This window comes from Streptomyces sp. NBC_01006 (assembly GCF_045162725.1).
Lineage (GTDB): Bacteria > Actinomycetota > Actinomycetes > Streptomycetales > Streptomycetaceae > Streptomyces.
In genome coordinates this window covers 3,456,617-3,475,578 of record NZ_CP108700.1, presented here as the reverse complement: position 1 = coordinate 3,475,578, position 18,962 = coordinate 3,456,617, and the positions used below count along the sequence as shown (strand labels likewise).

Below are 18,962 nucleotides of genomic sequence, written 5' to 3'. Positions count from 1 at the left end.
CCTACTGGCCCGCAGGCTGAGCCGGCGCCGGCGCCGACTCAGGTGCCGGAGCGGCCGTCGGCGCGTGGCGGTAAGGGTCGCTGCGCAGGCCGCGGGAGGTGACCACCACCGTGAAGGCGGCGGGCGCGGTGGCCGACAGCGGAGCGGTCAGGGTGCCCGTCGCCGGGTCGTACTCGGTCGCCAGGGCGGTGGAGTCGAGCTCCACCCGGGCCTCCGGGCCGAAGCCGCCGCCCTCGACGAGCAGCGCGGCGCCCGTCACCGTCACGCCCGTGATCACCGGGTTCGCGCGCGTGGCCATCTTGTTCACCAGGTACGCCCCGGCCGGGGCGCCCGTCAGCGCCCAGATCTCGGCGGGGAGGCGGGGGAGTCCGCCGCCCACGTCGGAGAGGAAGAACAGCACCACGTACAGCATGGTGACCGCGCTGAGCGCCACGTACTGGAGGTCGACGAGGTCGGTGCGTCCGCTGTCGTTCGCGATCAGCTCGCGCAGCGGCCGTTGCCCGGAGCCGGTCGGTTTCGGGGCGGGCTTGGCCATGCTGCCGTTCTCGACGCGGATCCCGACGACCGTCTTCGCCGCGATCAGGGCCACGTACGGGCCCCCGAGCAGCGGCAGGTACACCGTGGTCAGGGAGGACAGCGGGCCGTGCTCCGAGGTGAACCAGCCGACGCCGCCGCCCGCCGTGAGCCCGTACGCGAGGATCGTGAGCAGGAGCCAGACCAGGATCACCGTCCAGGCCAGGGCCAGGGTGGTGGAGGTGGAGAGGCGGCCGTCGCGGCCGGTGACGAAGCCCGGACGGCGGCGCAGCCGCAGGCCGATGGGCCCGGCGATGGCGGCCAGTAAGACCAGTGCGAAGAGTGCGGAAGCCATGTCGTCCCCCCGGAACGGATCTCGGATGCAGGACTCCGAGGTCTACTCCGTTGACCGGGGTCATGACAAGCGGGACCCGGGCGCGGCCCGCTACTTCCCGCCCGGCTACTTCCCGCCCAGCTACTTCCCGCCCCGCTCCTTCTCCTGGTGCTCCTCCAGGATCGGGAACCGCCGCGGCGCCACCAGCAGCAGGACGAGCAGCGCCGCCACGGCCGCGGCGGTCGCGCCGACGAAGACGTGGTCCACGGCGGCGGCCACCGCCTGGCGCAGGTAGTCGGCGGCGGCCCGCGGGAGCAGGTCCGGCCGGTCGAGGGCCTTGGACACGTCGTCGAGGTGGTCCGGCAGCCCGGACATCGGGGCGTGCGCCAGCCGGGAGGCGATGGTCGCGTTGGCGACGGCCCCGAGCAGCGCGGCCCCCAGGCTCTGGCCGACCTGGCGGCAGAACAGCACCGAGGCCGTCGTCGTACCGCGCTCGGACCAGCCCACGGTGGACTGGACCCCGACGATCAGCGGCAGTTGGAAGAGGCCGAGGGCCGCGCCCAGCAGCAGCATGATCAGCGTGGGCTGCCAGGGCCGGGCGGGATACGGGAGCAGTGTGAACGAGAACAGGATCACGGCGGCGAGCGAGCTCCCGACGGCCGCAGAGTTGCGGAAGCCTATGCGCCGGTAGACGTGCTGGCTGAAGGCGGCGGAGACCGGCCAGGTGAGGGTCGTCGCGGACATGACGAGTCCGGCGCTGACGGCCCCGAGGCCGAGCACGGACTGGGCGTACGTGGGGACGAAGACCATCGGGGCGATCATGAGCACGCCGAGTGAGCCGAGGGCCAGGTTCACGGCGGCGATGGTGCGCCGGCGCCAGACCCAACCCGGGATGATCGGCTCCGCCGCCCGGCGTTCGATCCGGACGACGACGGCCGCCAGCAGCGCGCTCGCGCCCAGCAGTCCGAGGGAGGGCGCCGACAGCCAGGGCCAGGCGACCCCGCCCTGCACGAGGGCGAAGAGCAGCAGTCCGCCGCAGGCGAAGACGCCGAGGGCGCCCGCCCAGTCGATCGGGCCGCGGCGCCCGGGGGACCGTACGGGCTCGACGAGGTGGCGGGCGAGCATCCACAGGGCCAGTCCGCCGAGCGGCAGGTTGATCAGGAAGATCCAGCGCCAGTCGGTGTACGAGGCGATGAGCCCGCCGAGCGCCGGGCCGGCCACGGCGGAGGCGGCCCAGACGGAGGACATCCGCGCCTGTATCCGCGGGCGGTCCTTGAGCGGGTAGAGGTCGGCGGCCAGGGTCTGCACGGTGCCCTGGAGGGCGCCGCCGCCCAGCCCCTGGACGAGGCGGAAGGCGATGAGGGCGGCCATGTTCCAGGCGAGCGCGCACAGCAGCGAGCCGACGATGAACAGGGCTATGCCGAAGAGCAGTACGGGCTTGCGCCCGAGGGTGTCGGAGAGCTTCCCGTAGACGGGGAGCGTGACGGTGACGGCGAGCAGGTAGCCCGCGAAGAGCCAGGAGAAGACGGAGAAGCCGCCGAGGTCGCCGACGATCTGGGGGACGGCGGTGGAGACGATCGAGCTGTCGAGGGCGACGAGGGCCATCGCCAGCATGAGGGCGCTGACCAGGGCGGTACGAGGCTTCCGCCCGCCGGGAGCCGACGCGTCGGCCGCCGGTACGGCCCCGGTGCGCTCGCCCGTGCCCTCCTCTGCGCCCACCAAGATCCTTTCACCGTGCACGTATCCGCGGGGAACACCTTCTCATCACGGGGTATCCGGCGGTATCCCCCCGGTAGCCCCCAGAGCTGATCCGCCAAAAGATGCAGAACCCCTAGGGGTTGCTCCTCACAAGGGCCCAGGGGTCATTCGTCCCGGCGGAGGAGGAGGACGGCCCGGCGAGGTCCTTAACTGGTTCCTACGGGCAGGGGTGGGGTTAACCCCCCGGTGGATACGGCGATGGGCACCAGCGCGCCGGCCGCCTCCGCCCCGCAGACTTCACGACGGCAAGACAGCCGAATCCGGCCACATGCGCGGCAGCGCGAGCAACGCATCAACGAGGGGAAGCACCGTGACAACGGCTATGACCGAAACCAGGCACGGGGGTACTGGAGGGCATGAAGCCGTCGCCGCCCGGGCGCGCAAGGTCGTCAAGGCCTACGGCGCCGGGGAGACGCGCGTGGTCGCCCTCGACGAGGTGGACGTGGACATCAAGCGCGGCCAGTTCACGGCGATCATGGGCCCCTCCGGCTCCGGCAAGTCCACGCTCATGCACTGCCTCGCCGGTCTCGACACCGTGACCAGCGGGCAGATCCACCTGGACGACACCGAGATCACCGGGCTGAAGGACAAGAAGCTCACCCAGCTGCGCCGTGACCGGATCGGCTTCATCTTCCAGGCGTTCAACCTGCTGCCCACGCTCAACGCCCTGGAGAACATCACGCTCCCCATGGACATAGCGGGCCGCAAGCCCGACGCGGAGTGGCTGAACCGCGTCGTCGAGACCGTCGGCCTCGCCGGTCGCCTCAAGCACCGCCCGACCGAACTCTCCGGCGGCCAGCAGCAGCGCGTGGCCGTCGCCCGCGCCCTCGCGGCCCGTCCGCAGATCATCTTCGGCGACGAGCCCACCGGAAACCTGGACTCCCGGGCCGGCGCCGAGGTCCTCGGCTTCCTGCGCCGCTCGGTGGACGAGCTCGGCCAGACCATCGTGATGGTCACGCACGACCCGGTGGCCGCCTCGTACGCGGACCGGGTGATCTTCCTGGCCGACGGCCGGATCGTGGACGAGATGTACGCGCCCACCGCCGACCAGGTGCTCGACCGGATGAAGGACTTCGACGCGCGCGGGCGGACCTCGTGAGCGCGGGCACCGTACTGAAGACCTCGCGGCGCAACTTCGTCGCGCACAAGGGGCGGATGGCGCTCTCCGCCGTAGCCGTCCTGCTCTCCGTCGCCTTCGTCTGCGGCACCCTGGTGTTCACCGACACCATGAACACCACCTTCGACAAGCTGTTCGGCGTCACCAGCGCCAACGTCACGGTCACCCCGAAGGCTGCCGAGGGCGGCGAGGACAACCCGAACCGCGGCAAGCCGGAGGTGCTGTCCGCCTCCGCCGTCGAGCAGGTCGGGAAGGCCGAGGGCGTCAAGAGCGCCGAGGGCGCCGTCGTCTCGATGTCCGTCACGGTCGTCAACGCCAAGAACGAGAACATGGGCTCGACCACCGGCGCCCCGACCATCGCGGGCAACTGGAACGACAACGAGCTCAAGTCCATGAAGATCACCTCCGGCCAGGCCCCGCGCGGCCCGACCGAGATGATGGTCGACGCGGACACCGCGAAGAAGCACCACCTGAAGCTCGGCGACGAACTGCGCACCATCGCCATCACCGGCGACATCCGCGCCAAGATCAGCGGTATCGCCACCTTCACCGTGACCAACCCGGGTGCGGCGATCGTCTACTTCGACACCGCCACCGCGCAGGAGAAGCTGCTCGGCGGCCCCGGCCTCTTCACCCACGTCAACGTCACCGCGAAGGACGGGGTCAGCGACACCCAGCTGAAGGCGAACGTCGCCAAGGCCGTCGGCGCGGACACGTACAAGCTCCAGACCGCCAAGGAGGCCGCGGACGCCAACCGCAAGGACGTCGGCTCCTTCCTCGACGTCATGAAGTACGTGATGCTCGGCTTCGCCGGAATCGCCTTCCTCGTCGGCATCTTCCTCATCTTCAACACCTTCTCGATGCTGGTCGCCCAGCGCACCCGCGAGATCGGCCTGATGCGCGCCATCGGCGCCGACAGCGGCCAGGTGCTCAAGTCCGTGATCGTCGAGGCCTTCCTGCTCGGCCTGGTCGGCTCGATCCTCGGGGTCGGCGCCGGTGTGGGCCTGGCCGTCGGCCTGATGCAGCTCATGGGTCAGATGGGCATGCACCTGTCCACCGACGACCTGACCATCGCCTGGACCACCCCGGTCGTCGGCCTGGTGCTCGGCATCATCGTCACCGTCGTCTCGGCGTTCATCCCGGCCCGCCGGGCCGGCAAGGTCTCCCCGATGGCCGCCCTGCGCGACGCCGGCACCCCCGGCGACAAGAAGGCCGGCCGCATCCGGGCCGCCGTGGGCCTGGTCCTCACCGGCATCGGCGGCGCGGGCCTGTTCCTCGCCGCGGCAGCCGACAAGGCCGCCGCCGGCTCGCTCTGGCTGTCCCTGGGCGTGCTGTTCACCCTCATCGGCTTCATCGTGATCGGCCCGCTGCTCGCCGGCCTCGTGGTCCGGCTGCTCTCCGGCATCGTCCTGCGGCCCTTCGGGTCCGTCGGCCGCCTCGCCGAGCGCAACGCGCTGCGCAACCCGCGGCGTACCGGCGCCACCGCCGCCGCGCTGATGATCGGACTGGCGCTGGTCGCCTGCCTGTCGGTGGTCGGCTCCTCGATGGTGGCCTCCGCCACCGACGAGCTCGACAAGTCGGTCGGCGCGGACTACATCGTCCAGTCCCAGACCGGCCAGCCGATCATGCCGCAGGCCGAGCAGGCGCTGCGCGCCACCAAGGACCTCGACCACGTCACCGCGTACCGGGAGGTGGAGGCGAAGGTCACCGCCCCCGACGGCTTCGTCAAGGACGGCGGCATCAGCGTCAACGACCCCACGTACGCCCAGGACGTCCGGCGCAAGATGATCGCCGGCGAGCACGCGGCGGCGTACGGCAAGGGCGCGATGTCGGTCGGTTCGCTCTTCGCGGACGAGCACCACGTCAAGGTCGGCGACGAGCTGACGGTCGCCTTCACCGGGGGCCGGAGCACCAAGCTGAAGGTCGCCGCGATCACCTCCGACGAGGGCAACCTCGACAAGGGCGTGATGTACATCAGCACCGCGACCGCCGAGCAGTTCCTGCCGGCCGACCGGATGCCGCGGCCGTTCATGCTGCTGGCCAAGGCCGCCGACGGGAAGGCGGACGCCGCGTACACCGCCGTCAAGGGCGCGCTCGCGGAGTACCCCCAGTACCAGGTGCAGAACCAGACCGACTACAAGAAGTCCCTCAAGGACCAGGTCGGCCAGCTGCTGAACATGGTCTACGGGCTCCTCGGCCTCGCGATCATCGTGGCGGTCCTGGGTGTCGTGAACACCCTGGCCCTCTCGGTGGTCGAGCGGACCCGCGAGATCGGCCTGATGCGCGCCATCGGCCTCTCCCGCCGCCAGCTGCGCCGCATGATCCGCCTGGAGTCCGTGGTCATCGCCCTCTTCGGCGCCCTGCTCGGCCTCGGCCTGGGCATGGGCTGGGGAGCCACGGCGCAGCAGCTGCTCGCCCTGGAGGGCCTGAAGGTGCTGGAGATCCCCTGGCCGACGATCATCGGCGTGTTCGCCGGGTCGGCCTTCGTGGGCCTGTTCGCCGCACTGGTCCCGGCCTTCCGGGCAGGGCGGATGAACGTACTGAACGCGATCGCGAGCGAGTAGCCGGCTCAGCGTTCGTTCGGGGGACCGCCGGTCCCGGTCAGCCCTTCGGGGGCCGACCGGGACCGACGGCGTTCCCGGGCCGGCGCTCCTCGCGGTGGCCGCAATCCCTCGCGCGGGGGACCGGGGGGCGTCGTAGGGTGGGAAGCCCCGGCCCGTGAGACGTGTCGGGTCCTTCGCGTTGCCCCTTCACCGGACGGAAGCCTCCTTTCATGAGCCTGCACGGACTGCTCGACGCCGTCACCCGGGACCCGGCCCTCGCCGAGGCGGTCACCGCGGCCGGGGACGGCAACCGCATGCACGTGGATCTCGTCGGACCCCCGGCAGCACGGCCCTTCGCCATCGCCGCGCTGGCGGCCAGGACCGAGCGGACCGTGCTCGCGGTCACCGCCACCGGGCGGGAGGCCGAGGACCTGGCCGCCGCGCTGCGGTCCTTCCTGCCGCCCGACGAGGTCGCCGAGTACCCGTCCTGGGAGACCCTTCCGCACGAGCGGCTCTCCCCGCGCAGCGACACCGTGGGCCGGCGGCTCGCCGTACTGCGCCGGCTGGTGCACCCGAGCAAGGACGACCCGGCCGCGGGGCCCGTCTCCGTGGTCGTCGCGCCGATCCGGTCCGTGCTCCAGCCGCAGGTCAAGGGGCTCGGAAACCTGGTCCCGGTGAGCCTTCGGCACGGCGACAGCGCCGATCTGGGCGAGGTCACCGAGGCGCTCGCCGCAGCCGCGTACGCCCGCGTCGAGCTCGTCGAGAAGCGCGGCGAGTTCGCCGTGCGCGGCGGCATCCTCGACGTGTTCCCGCCCACCGAGGAGCACCCGCTGCGCGTGGAGTTCTGGGGCGACGAGGTCGAAGAGATCCGCTACTTCAAGGTCGCCGACCAGCGCTCCCTGGAGGTGGCCGAGCACGGGCTGTGGGCCCCGCCCTGCCGGGAGCTGCTGCTGACCGACGAGGTACGGGAGCGGGCCGCGGCCCTCGCCGAGGCCCACCCCGAGCTCGGCGAACTGCTGAACAAGATCGCCGAGGGGATCGCGGTGGAGGGCATGGAGTCCCTCGCGCCGGTCCTCGTCGACGACATGGAACTGCTGATCGACGTCCTGCCGGCCGGGTCCATGGCCGTCGTGTGCGACCCGGAGCGGGTCCGCACCCGGGCCGCCGACCTCGTCGCGACCTCGCAGGAGTTCCTCATGGCCTCCTGGGCCGCGACCGCCGGCGGCGGCGAGGCCCCCATCGACGTCGGCGCGGCCTCGCTGCGCGGGATCGCGGACGTACGGGAGCACGCGCGCGAGCTCGGCATGATGTGGTGGTCGGTGTCCCCCTTCGCGGCGGACGACGCCGCCTCGGCGGCCGACACCCTGGGGCTCGGCATGCACGCCCCCGAGGCCTACCGCGGCGACACCGCCCGGGCGCTCGCCGACACCAAGGGCTGGATCGCCGACGGCTGGCACACCGTCTACCTCACCGAGGGCCACGGCCCGGCCGCCCGCACCGTCGAGGTGCTCGGCGGCGAGGGCATCGCGGCCCGCCTGGAGGCGGACCTGCGCACCCTGGAGCCGTCGATCGTCCACGTGGCGTGCGGCTCCCTCGACAACGGGTTCATCGACCCCGCCCTCAAGCTCGCCGTCCTCACCGAGACCGACCTGACCGGCCAGCGCACCGCCACCAAGGACCTCGGCCGGATGCCGACCCGGCGCCGCAAGGCCATCGACCCCCTCACCCTGGAGGTCGGCGACTACATCGTCCACGAGCAGCACGGTGTCGGCCGCTACATCGAGATGGTGCAGCGCACCGTCCAGGGCGCCACCCGCGAGTACCTCCTCGTCGAGTACGCCCCCGCCAAGCGCGGCCAGCCCGGCGACCGGCTCTACATCCCCACCGACCAGCTGGAGCAGGTCACCAAGTACGTCGGCGGCGAGGCCCCGACCCTGCACCGGCTCGGCGGCGCCGACTGGACCAAGACCAAGGCGCGCGCGAAGAAGGCGGTCAAGGAGATCGCCGCCGACCTCATCAAGCTCTACAGCGCCCGCATGGCCGCCCCCGGCCACACCTTCGGCCCCGACACCCCCTGGCAGCGCGAGCTGGAGGACGCCTTCCCGTACGCGGAGACGCCCGACCAGCTCACCACCATCGCCGAGGTCAAGGAGGACATGGAGAAGTCCGTCCCCATGGACCGCCTCATCTGCGGCGACGTCGGATACGGCAAGACCGAGATCGCGGTCCGCGCGGCCTTCAAGGCGGTCCAGGACGGCAAGCAGGTTGCCGTCCTCGTCCCCACCACCCTCCTCGTGCAGCAGCACTTCGGGACCTTCTCCGAGCGCTACAGCCAGTTCCCCGTCAACGTGAAGGCGCTGTCCCGCTTCCAGAGCGACACCGAGTCCAAGGCCACCCTGGAGGGGCTCAAGGAGGGCTCGGTCGACATCGTCATCGGTACGCACCGGCTGTTCTCGCAGGAGACCAAGTTCAAGGACCTGGGCCTGGTCATCGTCGACGAGGAGCAGCGCTTCGGCGTCGAGCACAAGGAGCAGCTGAAGAAGCTGCGCGCCAACGTGGACGTGCTGACGATGTCCGCGACCCCGATCCCGCGCACCCTGGAGATGGCGGTGACCGGCATCCGCGAGATGTCGACGATCACCACCCCGCCGGAGGAGCGCCACCCGGTGCTCACCTTCGTCGGCCCGTACGAGGAGAAGCAGATCGGCGCGGCCATCCGGCGCGAACTCCTGCGCGAGGGCCAGTGCTTCTACATCCACAACCGGGTCGAGTCCATCGACCGGGCGGCCGCCAAGCTGCGCGAGATCGTGCCCGAGGCGCGGATCGCGACCGCGCACGGCCAGATGTCCGAACAGGCCCTGGAACAGGTCGTCGTGGACTTCTGGGAGAAGAAGTTCGACGTGCTCGTCTCGACGACGATCGTCGAGTCCGGCATCGACATCTCCAACGCCAACACCCTCATCGTGGAGCGCGGGGACAACTTCGGCCTCTCCCAGCTCCACCAGCTGCGCGGCCGCGTGGGCCGAGGGCGCGAGCGCGGGTACGCGTACTTCCTCTACCCGCCGGAGAAGCCGCTGACCGAGACCGCGCACGAGCGGCTCGCGACGATCGCCCAGCACACCGAGATGGGCGCCGGCATGTACGTGGCGATGAAGGACCTGGAGATCCGCGGCGCGGGCAACCTGCTCGGCGGCGAGCAGTCCGGCCACATCGCGGGCGTCGGCTTCGACCTGTACATCCGCATGGTCGGCGAGGCCGTCGCGGACTACCGGGCGGCGATCGAGGGCGGGGTGGAGGAGGAGCCGCCGCTGGAGGTCAAGATCGAGCTGCCGGTCGACGCGCACGTCCCGCACGACTACGCGCCGGGCGAGCGGCTGCGCCTGCAGGCGTACCGGTCCATCGCGTCGGCGAACTCCGAGGCGGACATCAAGGCCGTACGGGAAGAGCTCCACGACCGCTACGGCAAGCTGCCCGAGCCGGTGGAGAACCTGCTGCTGGTGGCGGGGCTGCGGATGCTGGCGCGGGCCTGCGGGGTCGGCGACATCACCCTCCAGGGCGTCAACATCCGCTTCGGGCCCGTGGAGTTGCGGGAATCGCAGGAGCTGCGGCTCAAGCGGCTCTACCCGGGCTCGGTGCTCAAGCCGGCCACCTCGCAGGTGCTGATCCCGCGGCCGAAGACGGCCCGGGTGGGCGGCAAGCCGCTGGTCGGGCGGGAACTGCTGTCCTGGACCGGGGAGTTCCTCACCACGATCCTCGGTTCTTGAGACGTACGCGGCCGGGGACCTCGGGGTCCCCGGCCGCGGCGCGGGCCGTGAAGGCTCAGACCGTCTCGGCCGGTCCGCCGTCGCCCAGCTTCGACAGGTCCAGGACGTCCGCGCCCTCCGGCAGGGCCGTGTCGACCGGCGTGCCGAAGCCGGAGAAGAGGACCTCCCCGGTCTCGTCCCCCGAGACGGTGGACTTGAGGACGTACGGAGTGCCCTGGGTGGCGATGTAGTCGGTCTCCGTGCCCTCCTTGGCCGCCGTGATGACCGCCAGCGCCTGCTTTCCGTCGATGGTGACCGTCTCGCCCTTGCGGGCCAGCGGGTTGGGCCGGCCGCCGCCGTCCGTCAGCTTCTCCAGGTCGCAGAGGTGCTTCATCGCGGAAGCCTTGGCGTCGGAGACCGGCATCTTCAGCCAGCGGTCGGCGAGCATCGTGACCATCGCGTCCGTCTGCCTCTTGGGGGCGTGCTCCTTCGCGGCCGTCCCCCGCCAGTAGTCGGCGTCGCCCTTGAAGTGGATGAGGTCCGTGGACTTGATCAGGTCCACCTTGCCCATCCCGTCGTACCGGACCGTCCCCTTGCAGCTGCCCTTCTTGTCGAGGGTGAGGTCGAACTCGACCGGGCTGCCCTCCTCGTGCATCTTCGCGACGACACGGGCCGATTCGACCTTGCGCATGGCCTCGTGCGCCTGGCTCAGGATCTCGGCACCCGACAGGTCCGCGAGCATGCCGGTGCCCTTGCCCGCCCCCTTGCCCTTCGCGGCCGGCGCCGGCGTGGCCCCGGCCGAGGCCGGCGCGGCGGCCCGGGCGGCCCGGCCGATGTCGGCGGCCTTGCTCCCGCCGACCGGCGCGCAGGCCGTCGTCAGTCCGAACAAGGCCGTCGTGGTCAGCACCGACACGCCGATGGTCCGGCTTCGCATGTGGATTCCCCCCTGGAACAACAACTCGACTGCCGAGGGTAGTCGCCGCCGGTCAGGGGGCGTCCACGATTTCCGCGCGCCCCCCGCGGCCCGCGCCCGCCGGGAGCTGTGCGGCGACCCTGCAACGGTTGCGCGCATCCCCTCACTGGCGGCCGGAAACGCTGTATACGCTCAGACCCGAAACTTCGTCGACACGGTCCGTCAGGAGCAGCGATGCACGGCCCCGGCCTCCCGCCGCAGCAAGGCCCCCAGCCCAGTACCGGGGGAGTCGTGGCACTGCGCGTGCTGTTCGCCCTGCTGCCCGTCCTGAGCTGCGGCTTCCTGGGCTGGGGCACGATGCTGCGGCTCGCGGTCGTCACCCGCAGGCCCCGGGACTGGTGGCTGCTGGCCGTCAACTGCGTGCTCACCGTCGGCTGGGTCGCGCTGATCGGCGCCGACCCGACGCCCGAGACCAACGGCTGGCAGGGCAATACGGGCGCCTTCGGCGTCATCATCACCGGGTTCCTGACCTGCGTGTACTTCCTCGTCGCCGATATCCAGCACCACTCGGCGGCACGGGCGGCGGCCATGACCGCCCCCTGGTACCCGGCGCAGCCCGCTCCGTACGTACCGCAGCAGCAGCCGCAGCGCCCTGCGTACGGGTACCCGCCGGTGCAGCAGCAGACGCCCACGCCGACCCCGGCCCCCGCCCCGGCCACCCCGCCGCGGATCGGGCAGGTCCGCGCCGAGCTCGACGAGCTGAGCGAACTGCTGCGCAAGCAGACGCCGCACCCGCACCCGAACCCGCAGAACCCCACCGCGCAGAACCCGAACCCGCACGCCCCCGGCAACGACGGTGAGGACCCGGCCCGGTGACCGAGGGAGACCGGATCATCGGCGAGCGCTACCGGCTCGCCTCCGTCCTGGGACAGGGCGGCATGGGCCAGGTCTGGACGGCGTACGACCAGCGGCTGGACCGCCGCGTCGCCGTCAAGCTGCTGCGCCCCGACAAGGTGGCCGGCCCCGGCTCCGTCGCCGACGAGCTGCGCCGCCGCTTCGTGCGCGAATGCCGGGTCACGGCGCAGGTGGACCACCCGGGCCTGGTCACGGTCCACGACGCGGGCAGCGACGGCGACGAGCTGTTCCTCGTCATGGGCTACGTCGAGGGCACCGACCTCGCCGACCACCTCGCGCAGCACGACCCGTACCCCTGGCCGTGGGCGGTCGCCGTGATCGCGCAGCTGTGCGGGGTGCTGTCGGCCGTGCACGCGGTGCCGATCGTGCACCGCGACCTGAAGCCGCGCAACGTGATGGTCCGCCCGGACGGCACCGTGCTGGTCCTGGACCTCGGCGTCGCCTCGGTGATGGACACCGACACCACCCGCCTCACCAGCACCGGCACCCCGATCGGCAGCCCGGCGTACATGGCGCCCGAGCAGGCGATGGGCGGCGCCGTCGGCCCGTACACCGACCTCTACGCCCTCGGCGTGCTGCTGTACGAACTCCTCAGCGGCAACGTCCCGTTCGCCGGGTCCACCGCGCTCGGCGTCCTGCACCGCCACCTGTACGAGCCGCCGGTCCCGGTGCGCCGGCTGCGCCCGGAGGTCCCGCACCAGCTGGAGGCGGTCCTGCTGCACCTCCTGGCGAAGGACCCGCAGGACCGGCCCGCCTCCGCGCAGGCCGTGTACGAGTCCCTCACGTCGCTGCTGCCCAAGCAGGGCACCCCGGCGGGCGCGCTCGACCCGACCCGCCCCTTCCTGCGCCCCCAGGCCCCCTGGCCGGACCGCGCCTCCACCATCCCGCCGCAGCCGACGTCACCGCCCACGCCGCAGACACCGCAGACGCCGCCCAAGCCGGACATCCCGGCCGCGGTGGACGAGGCCCGCAGCCTCCTGGAGCAGGGCCGCCTCACCCAGGCCGGGGACATCCTCGGCGGGATCCTGCCGGCCGCGGCGGCCGAGCACGGCGAGCACTCCACGGTGGTCCGCTCGCTGCGCAAGCAGTACGCGGCCACGCTGATGGACGACGGCCAGTACCGCCGCGCCCTGCCCGAACTGCGCCGCCTCGCCGACGAGTTCCCGGCGGGCGACCCGCAGTCCCTGCGCTTCCGCTACGACGCGGCGCAGTGCCTGGAACAGCTCGACTCTCCGGGGGCGGCCCTGGCCGAATACCGCTCGCTGCTCCCGCTGTTCGAGAACCACTACGCCAACCCGGACCCCGGCCTCCCGCTGGAGGTCCGCCGCCGGATAGCCCAGCTGCTGCTCTCCCTGGGCGACCGGCCGGCGGCCCACGACACCCTGGTCCGGCTGCTGTTCGACGCGGACCGCGTCCACGGCCCGAACCACCCCTTCTCCACGGAGGTCCGCCGCACCCTCCACTGGCTCAGCCAGGTCCGCTGAGGCCCGCGGCTCAGGCCCTGGCCGCGGCGAGCTCCGCGGGTGCGCCGGCCTCCGGGCCGTCCGGACCGGCGATGCGGCCGGTCCGGGGCCTGCGGCGGCGCTCCGCCACCAGCAGCCCGGCCAGGACCAGCAGGGACACGGCCGTGACCGCCGCGCCCGGGACGAGGCCGGGAGGGCGGAAGGAGCAGGAGACGGTGGTCGTGGCGGGGGTCAGCGGGACGGAGACCAGGCCCAGGTAGGGCGTGGCGGGCCGGCCGTTGCAGGTCCAGCCCGCGATCGCCGGGGAGGAGAGGACCGCCGTGCCCGTGGTGCCCGCCGGGACGGTGGCGCCGACGGTCGAGGAGCCCACCCGCAGCTGCGTCGGAGCCGTCGCCCGCAGGGCGGCCACCGCCGGGTCCAGGCGGGCGCGGTCCAGGCAGGACAGGGCCCAGCGCGGCGGCGCGGGAGCGTCGAAGACCAGCGCCGAGGAGGCTCCCCGGGAGGCGCCCAGCGGCTGGAGGGCCGCCCGGTTGCGCGGGGCGTTGCCGTTCAGCCGGAAGGCGCGGCCGTCCGCGAGGCGGGCCGTCGCGTTGTACTCCGGGGCCCACAGGTAGGCCTCCGTGCCCGCGCGGCACACCCCGGGCGCGACGGGGTCCTCGTACACCTTGGCGCCCAGCAGCAGCTCCTGGTTGGCGAACGGGGGCCCGTCGGCCGCCCCGTACGAGGGCACGGGCCCCGGCGGGCGGATCGTGACCAGCGGCGGGACGTCCTGCGCGCTGCTGATCGTGCCGTCGGGCCGCAGGCGGGCGCCGACCGCGAAGACCGCGTCCGTCACCGGGTTGTCGATGCTCTGCACGTTGCGCCCGCGCGAGGTCCAGCCCGCACCGAGGGCCACCATCGTCCGCGTGAACACGTCCGGGGTGTGGCTGCTGTAGTACGCGCCGCCCTCCCCGCCCAGCAGCAGCGGATCGTTGCCCGTCAGCGCCGGCCGGCTCGGGTCCGTGCGGTACGCGGGCCAGCCCTCGGCGCCGGCCAGCGCCGCGGAGCGGGCCGTGTGCGCCGTGCCCCACGAGGGGTAGTCGTCCAGTCCGCCCAGCTTGCCCTTGTGCCCGAACGCCGTCGTCGCGGCCGCCTGCCCGATCAGTACGAGCGCCAGCACCCCGGCCGCCGGGAGGACCAGCCGGCGGTGGCGCAGGGACCACCAGGCCCCCGCCGCCAGCGCCAGGCCGCCACAGAACAGCCCGAGGCCCCACGTCGTCGCCAGCGTGCTGCCGCCGGCCGCCACGGCCGCCGCGGCCAGCACCGCCGCCCCCGCCGCCAGCGCCCGCGGCTTCGGCAGCCCGGCCGCCAGCCCGGTCCACGCGGCGATCACGGCCACCCCGGCCAGCACGAACGTCTGCCGGTACGGGCTCCCGTTCGGGGTCGCGAAGACGTGCCAGGCCAGATGCGTGGGCGTCCACTGGAAGGAGACCAGCACGGCCGACGTCAGCCCCGCCCACCACATGCGGGTGCGCAGCGCCGCCGCCCCGTGGAACGGCAGGGCCGCCACCAGCAGCAGTGTCCCCGTGCCCACGAACAGCGCCGGCGAGGAGAAGGAGTACGTCGCGGGCAGGATCCGCGCGAACAGGTCCGGCCAGGACACCGGGTCGAACTGCCGCGTCCACCCCGGGTACGCCTGCTTCGAGCTCAGGAAGAGCGGCACCAGCACCGGCGCGGACACCGCGATGCCCAGCAGGGTCGTTCCGCCGCCGCGTACGAGGACCGCCAGCCGCCCCCGTACGCCCTCGCGCGTCAGCACCACCCGTACCAGGAGCACCAGCGCCGCGCCCAGCGTCGCCATGTACGCCGTGTAGAAGTTCGCCGTCCAGCAGAGCGCCACCACGAGGACGGCGGCGGCGGGCCGGCGCCCCCGCAGCGCCCATTCACCCGTCAGACACAGGAGCGGGAACGCGATCAGCCCGTCCAGCCACATCGGGTTGTACGAGGCCTCGATCACCGACCAGCCGCACAGCGCGTACGAGGCCGCCAGCAGGCCCGCCGCCCACCACGGCCCGCGGCGCTGCGTGCGCAGCAGCCAGGCCATCGCCGCCGCGGCCGCGGCCATCTTCAGCACGGTGACCACGTACACCGCGAGGTCGATGTCCTCGCGCGGGAAGAGGCCGACGAGCACCGCGAACGGGCTGGAGAGGTACGTGCCGAAGTCGGGCAGGAAGCTCGTGCCGAAGCCGGACTGCCAGTTGAACAGCAGCCCGCCCTCCGCCCGCCCGTGCAGGAGGTCCCACAGGTGCGCGTGGAAGGGGACGAACTGGTTGCCGAGGTCGTTGATGCTGCGGTGGCGGTGTCCGTACGGGAACACGCGGGCGACCGCGTCCCCGGCACAGACGGCCACGACCGTGATCAGGGCGGCGAGGGCCGAGCCGCGCAGGCTCAGGCGGCGCGGCGAGCGGTGCGGTGTCGACATGGTGGGCCGACTTTGGCACCGCCGGTGGACCACAGGGTTGCCACCGGGTGGCTGCGACATCAACAGACGCGTACCCCAACACCCCGGGAATCGTTGGTCGAAGCAGTGGCTCGGATCCCCTTGACTGCATACCATCGATCACCGCACGGCCCTTGTGCACCGACGCACAATCTCCCGGCCCTGGAGGCTCCTTTGCACCGTCGCACTGCGCTCTCCGTCTCCGCCGCCCTGCTCGTGGCGGCCCCCCTGCTGACCGCCTGTTCGGGCCAGGCCCGGCCCGGCACCGCGGCCGTCGTCGGCGGCGAACGCATCACCACCTCCGCGCTCCAGGCCCAGGTGAACGATGTCCGCGCGGCGCAGAACGAAGCCGGGTCCACCGCCGCCCAGCTGATCCAGTCCTCTCCCGGCCTGGAGCGGGTCAAGCTCAACAAGATGATCCAGACCGTCGTGCTGGAGCGCGCCGCCGAGGACGCGGGCGTGAGCGTCAGCGAGAAGGAGGTCCAGGACTTCCGCAAGGCCCAGCTGGAGAAGGCGGGCGGAACGGAGAAGCTGGCCGCGGCGGCCCTGGAGCAGGCCCAGCTGGCGCCCGGGCAGCTCGACGCCGACGCCCGCTTCAAGCTGCTGCGCGACAAGCTCTTCGACCACTACGGCAGCCAGGACAAGGCCGTCGGAAAGCTCGCGTCCGCCGCGAAGACCCTGCACATCGAGGTGAACCCGCGCTACGGAGTCTGGGACGCGCAGCAGATCGTGCTCGGCGACCAGGACACCCCCTGGATCGTCCAGCGGACCCGGCCCGAGCAGGCCCCCGCCGGAGCCTGAGCCGCCGGTGCGGAGGTAGGTTCGGAGGGTGACCGACCACGCCGCCGAACCCGCCCCCGCCGTGCCCGCCCCGGCCGGACCCGCCCACGCCGGACCCGCCGACGCCACGGCCGCCGGCCGGATCGTCCTGCTGACCGCGAGCCACCGGGTCGCCCCCGGCCTGCTGTCCTGGCCGGCCTGGCAGACCCTGCACGCCGCGGACCGGGTGCTGTGCGCCGACCCGGGCCACCCGCAGCTGCCGTACCTGCGCGAGGCGGGCGTCGAGGTCGCGCACGAGGCCCCGGACGCGCACGCGCTGGTCGAGGCCTGCGCCGGCGGCCGCACGGTCGTGGTGATCCCGTCCGGCGAGGGCGACCGGCGGCTCACCGACGGACTGGCCCGGCTCGCCGGCTCCGGCCGCGTCGACATGCCCGACCTCGAACTGCTGCCCGGCTCGTACGACCTGCCCGGCGCCCGCCTGCTCGACCTCGTGCAGGTGATGGACCGGGTCCGCCGCGAATGTCCCTGGACCTCGCGCCAGACCCACGAGGCACTGGTCAAGTACGCCACGGAGGAGGCGTACGAACTCGTCGAGGCCATCGAGGACGGGGACCGGGACGCGCTGCGCGAGGAGCTCGGCGACGTACTGCTCCAGGTGGTCTTCCACGCGCGGATCGCCGAGGAACATCCCGACGAGCCGTTCTCCATCGACGACGTGGCCGGCGGCCTCGTCGAGAAGCTGATCCACCGGCACCCGCACGTCTTCGGGGACGCGGACGCGCAGACCCCGGAGGACGTCAGCGCGCACTGGCAGCGCACCAAGGCGGTCGAGAAGCAGCGGGAGTCGGTCACCGACGGGATCCCGCTGGGCCAGCCCGGACTCGCGCTCGCGGCCAAGCTCGCCGGCCGGGTCCGCGCGGGCGGCCTGGCCGTGGAACTGCCCCGCGGCGAGGGCATCGGGTACGAGCTGCTGGAACTGGCCGCGCGCGCCGAGGCGGCGGGCATCGACCCCGAGACCGCGCTGCGCGCGGCGGCCCGCACCTACCGGGACGCGATCAGGGCGGCCGAGGGCGTCGGCGAGTAATCCACGGCCTAGCGGGGGGCGCGGCCCGACGGGTTGTGCCAGTGCGGCTCGGGGCGGCCGAGGAACCACTCGCCGAAGCCCAGGGGCCGGCCGCCCGGGCCGTGGCCGGTGCCGGCGGCGGGCACGGTGTCGTGGAAGATCCGGCCCGGCAGGGCGCCCAGCTCCTTCAGTACGTGCACGGTCTGCTCGACGAAGGGCGCCGGCCCGCTGAGGTAGACGTCCTGCTCGGGCCACATGGCCCGGTGGCCGAGCGCGGTCGCCAGCCGCCCGGTGGCCTGGTTGCGGTGCTGCCCGGGGGCGGGCGTGATGTAGGTGACGCCGAGCCAGCCGAGGGCGGCGGCGTACTCGTCGATCAGCGGGCGGTCGTACAGGTACGCGGCGTCCCGGGCGACGACGAAGAGCCGTACGTCCTGGTCGGGAGGCTGCCCGGCGAGCTCCTCCACCATGGCCCGGATCGGCGCCCAGCCGGTGCCCGCGGCGATCAGGCTGACCGGGCGGTCGGCGCGGCGCAGCGTCAGCTGCCCGCCGGCCGCGCCGAGCCGCAGCATCTCGCCGGGTCGGGCCTCGCGGACCAGGACGGTGCTGAGCCGGCCGTCCTCGATACGGCTGACGTGCAGGTCGAGGGTGCCGTCGGGGCGCGGGGCGTTTCCGATGGAGTACGTGCGCCAGGTCCTCGGGACCCGTTCGCTGCTCACGCTCGCGTACTGGCCGGGGAGGTGGGCGAAGGGGGCGTGCGGGCGCAGGGTCAGCACCCCTATGTCCTCCCCGTACCGGAGGTGGCGCACGATCTCGGCCTCCCACCACGGCGGGTCCTCGCTCGCGGCGGCCCCGGCCATCATGGCGTCGGCGATCACCTGGTACGCCTCGGACCAGGCCTTCTCCACGGTCGGGGTCCAGGACTCGCCACAGGTCCGGGCGAGCGCGGCGAGCAGGCTGGCGCCGAGGGCCGCGTAGTGCTCGGGGCCGGCGAGGAACTTGCGGTGGTCGCGGCCGAGGTCGTGGAGATAGGGGAGCAGGCTGTCGTCGTCGAGGTGGGCGACCACGTGGGTCAGCGCGGCGAAGAGCCGGTCGCGCTGGCGTTCCATGTCCTCGGCGGAGGCCGGGAAGAGCTCACGGATCCCGGGGTTGTGCCAGAAGAGGTGGGAGTAGAAGTACTTGACCGCGTGCTCGGCCCTTCTCTCCACCACCGCGAAGCTGCTCTTCAAGATCCTCACATCCACAAAACCGAAAGTAGGAACGCCGGGGAACGCGAGGTCAAGCGATGGCGGATCTACGGACAGCCGCGGCGAACCACCCATATGGGATGGCGGTGGGCCCGCG

At 72.7% G+C, this 18,962-nt stretch carries 12 protein-coding genes; 7 read left to right on the top strand and 5 right to left on the bottom strand.

Features of this window, described 5'->3' with window-relative positions:
- Window position 1: 1 nt before the first annotated feature.
- Both OG509_RS15665 and OG509_RS15660 read right to left on the bottom strand, forming a co-directional pair.
- The gene (locus OG509_RS15665) at window positions 2–868 is read right to left on the bottom strand and encodes a hypothetical protein (RefSeq protein WP_406183174.1); all 867 of its coding nucleotides are present in this window, start codon (window positions 866–868) and stop codon (window positions 2–4) included.
- A gap of 120 nt (window positions 869–988) precedes the next feature.
- The gene (locus tag OG509_RS15660; protein WP_406183173.1) at window positions 989–2,566 is read right to left on the bottom strand and encodes an MFS transporter; all 1,578 of its coding nucleotides are present in this window, start codon (window positions 2,564–2,566) and stop codon (window positions 989–991) included.
- A gap of 361 nt (window positions 2,567–2,927) precedes the next feature.
- Here OG509_RS15660 and OG509_RS15655 point away from each other — a divergent pair, with 361 nt between their 5' ends.
- From OG509_RS15655 to mfd, 3 genes are all read left to right on the top strand, one after another.
- Complete coding sequence (locus OG509_RS15655; protein ID WP_384712878.1) at window positions 2,928–3,704, top strand: ABC transporter ATP-binding protein; 777 nt, start codon at window positions 2,928–2,930, stop codon at window positions 3,702–3,704.
- 56 nt (window positions 3,705–3,760) lie between these two features.
- Entirely contained in the window at window positions 3,761–6,286 is a 2,526-nt protein-coding gene (locus OG509_RS15650; RefSeq protein WP_406187591.1) for an FtsX-like permease family protein, read from the top strand.
- Between the two features lie 209 nt (window positions 6,287–6,495).
- Entirely contained in the window at window positions 6,496–10,029 is a 3,534-nt protein-coding gene (gene mfd / locus OG509_RS15645; RefSeq protein WP_406183172.1) for a transcription-repair coupling factor, read from the top strand.
- Between the two features lie 55 nt (window positions 10,030–10,084).
- Here the strand turns inward: mfd and OG509_RS15640 are convergent, their stop codons facing one another.
- Window positions 10,085–10,942: a hypothetical protein gene (locus OG509_RS15640; protein ID WP_406183171.1), complete on the bottom strand. Its 858-nt coding sequence runs from the start codon at window positions 10,940–10,942 to the stop codon at window positions 10,085–10,087.
- A 270-nt stretch (window positions 10,943–11,212) separates the two neighbouring features.
- Between OG509_RS15640 and OG509_RS15635 the strand changes: the two genes are divergently transcribed.
- Window positions 11,213–11,797 (top strand): hypothetical protein, encoded by a 585-nt coding sequence (locus tag OG509_RS15635; RefSeq protein WP_406183170.1) that lies wholly within the window; start codon window positions 11,213–11,215, stop codon window positions 11,795–11,797.
- Complete coding sequence (locus tag OG509_RS15630; RefSeq protein WP_406183169.1) at window positions 11,794–13,320, top strand: protein kinase domain-containing protein; 1,527 nt, start codon at window positions 11,794–11,796, stop codon at window positions 13,318–13,320. The genes OG509_RS15635 and OG509_RS15630 overlap by 4 nt, the downstream gene beginning before the upstream one ends.
- Window positions 13,321–13,330: 10 nt before the next feature.
- Here OG509_RS15630 and OG509_RS15625 read toward each other — a convergent pair whose 3' ends face one another.
- Window positions 13,331–15,760 carry a YfhO family protein gene (locus tag OG509_RS15625; protein ID WP_406183168.1) on the bottom strand — a complete coding sequence of 810 codons (2,430 nt, stop codon included), beginning with the start codon at window positions 15,758–15,760 and terminating at the stop codon, window positions 13,331–13,333.
- Between the two features lie 192 nt (window positions 15,761–15,952).
- On the opposite strand from OG509_RS15625, the gene OG509_RS15620 reads away from it, so the two are divergent.
- Both OG509_RS15620 and OG509_RS15615 read left to right on the top strand, forming a co-directional pair.
- Window positions 15,953–16,579 carry a SurA N-terminal domain-containing protein gene (locus tag OG509_RS15620; protein ID WP_406183167.1) on the top strand — a complete coding sequence of 209 codons (627 nt, stop codon included), beginning with the start codon at window positions 15,953–15,955 and terminating at the stop codon, window positions 16,577–16,579.
- Window positions 16,580–16,640: 61 nt separating this feature from the next.
- Window positions 16,641–17,642, top strand: coding sequence for a nucleoside triphosphate pyrophosphohydrolase (locus OG509_RS15615; RefSeq protein WP_406187590.1), 1,002 nt, complete (start codon window positions 16,641–16,643; stop codon window positions 17,640–17,642).
- An 8-nt stretch (window positions 17,643–17,650) separates the two neighbouring features.
- Here the strand turns inward: OG509_RS15615 and OG509_RS15610 are convergent, their stop codons facing one another.
- Complete coding sequence (locus tag OG509_RS15610; protein ID WP_406187588.1) at window positions 17,651–18,856, bottom strand: globin domain-containing protein; 1,206 nt, start codon at window positions 18,854–18,856, stop codon at window positions 17,651–17,653.
- Between the last annotated feature and the right edge of the window lie 106 nt (window positions 18,857–18,962).

Excerpts from the sequence above, each read along its gene's own strand:
- OG509_RS15665 (WP_406183174.1), bottom strand. The coding sequence starts at position 868 with ATGGCTTCCGCACTCTTCGCACTGGTCTTACTGGCCGCCATCGCCGGG.
- OG509_RS15655 (WP_384712878.1), top strand. The coding sequence starts at position 2,928 with ATGACCGAAACCAGGCACGGGGGTACTGGAGGGCATGAAGCCGTCGCC.
- OG509_RS15650 (WP_406187591.1), top strand. The coding sequence starts at position 3,761 with ATGGCGCTCTCCGCCGTAGCCGTCCTGCTCTCCGTCGCCTTCGTCTGC.
- mfd (WP_406183172.1), top strand. The coding sequence starts at position 6,496 with ATGAGCCTGCACGGACTGCTCGACGCCGTCACCCGGGACCCGGCCCTC.
- OG509_RS15640 (WP_406183171.1), bottom strand. The coding sequence starts at position 10,942 with ATGCGAAGCCGGACCATCGGCGTGTCGGTGCTGACCACGACGGCCTTG.
- OG509_RS15625 (WP_406183168.1), bottom strand. The coding sequence starts at position 15,760 with ATGTCGACACCGCACCGCTCGCCGCGCCGCCTGAGCCTGCGCGGCTCG.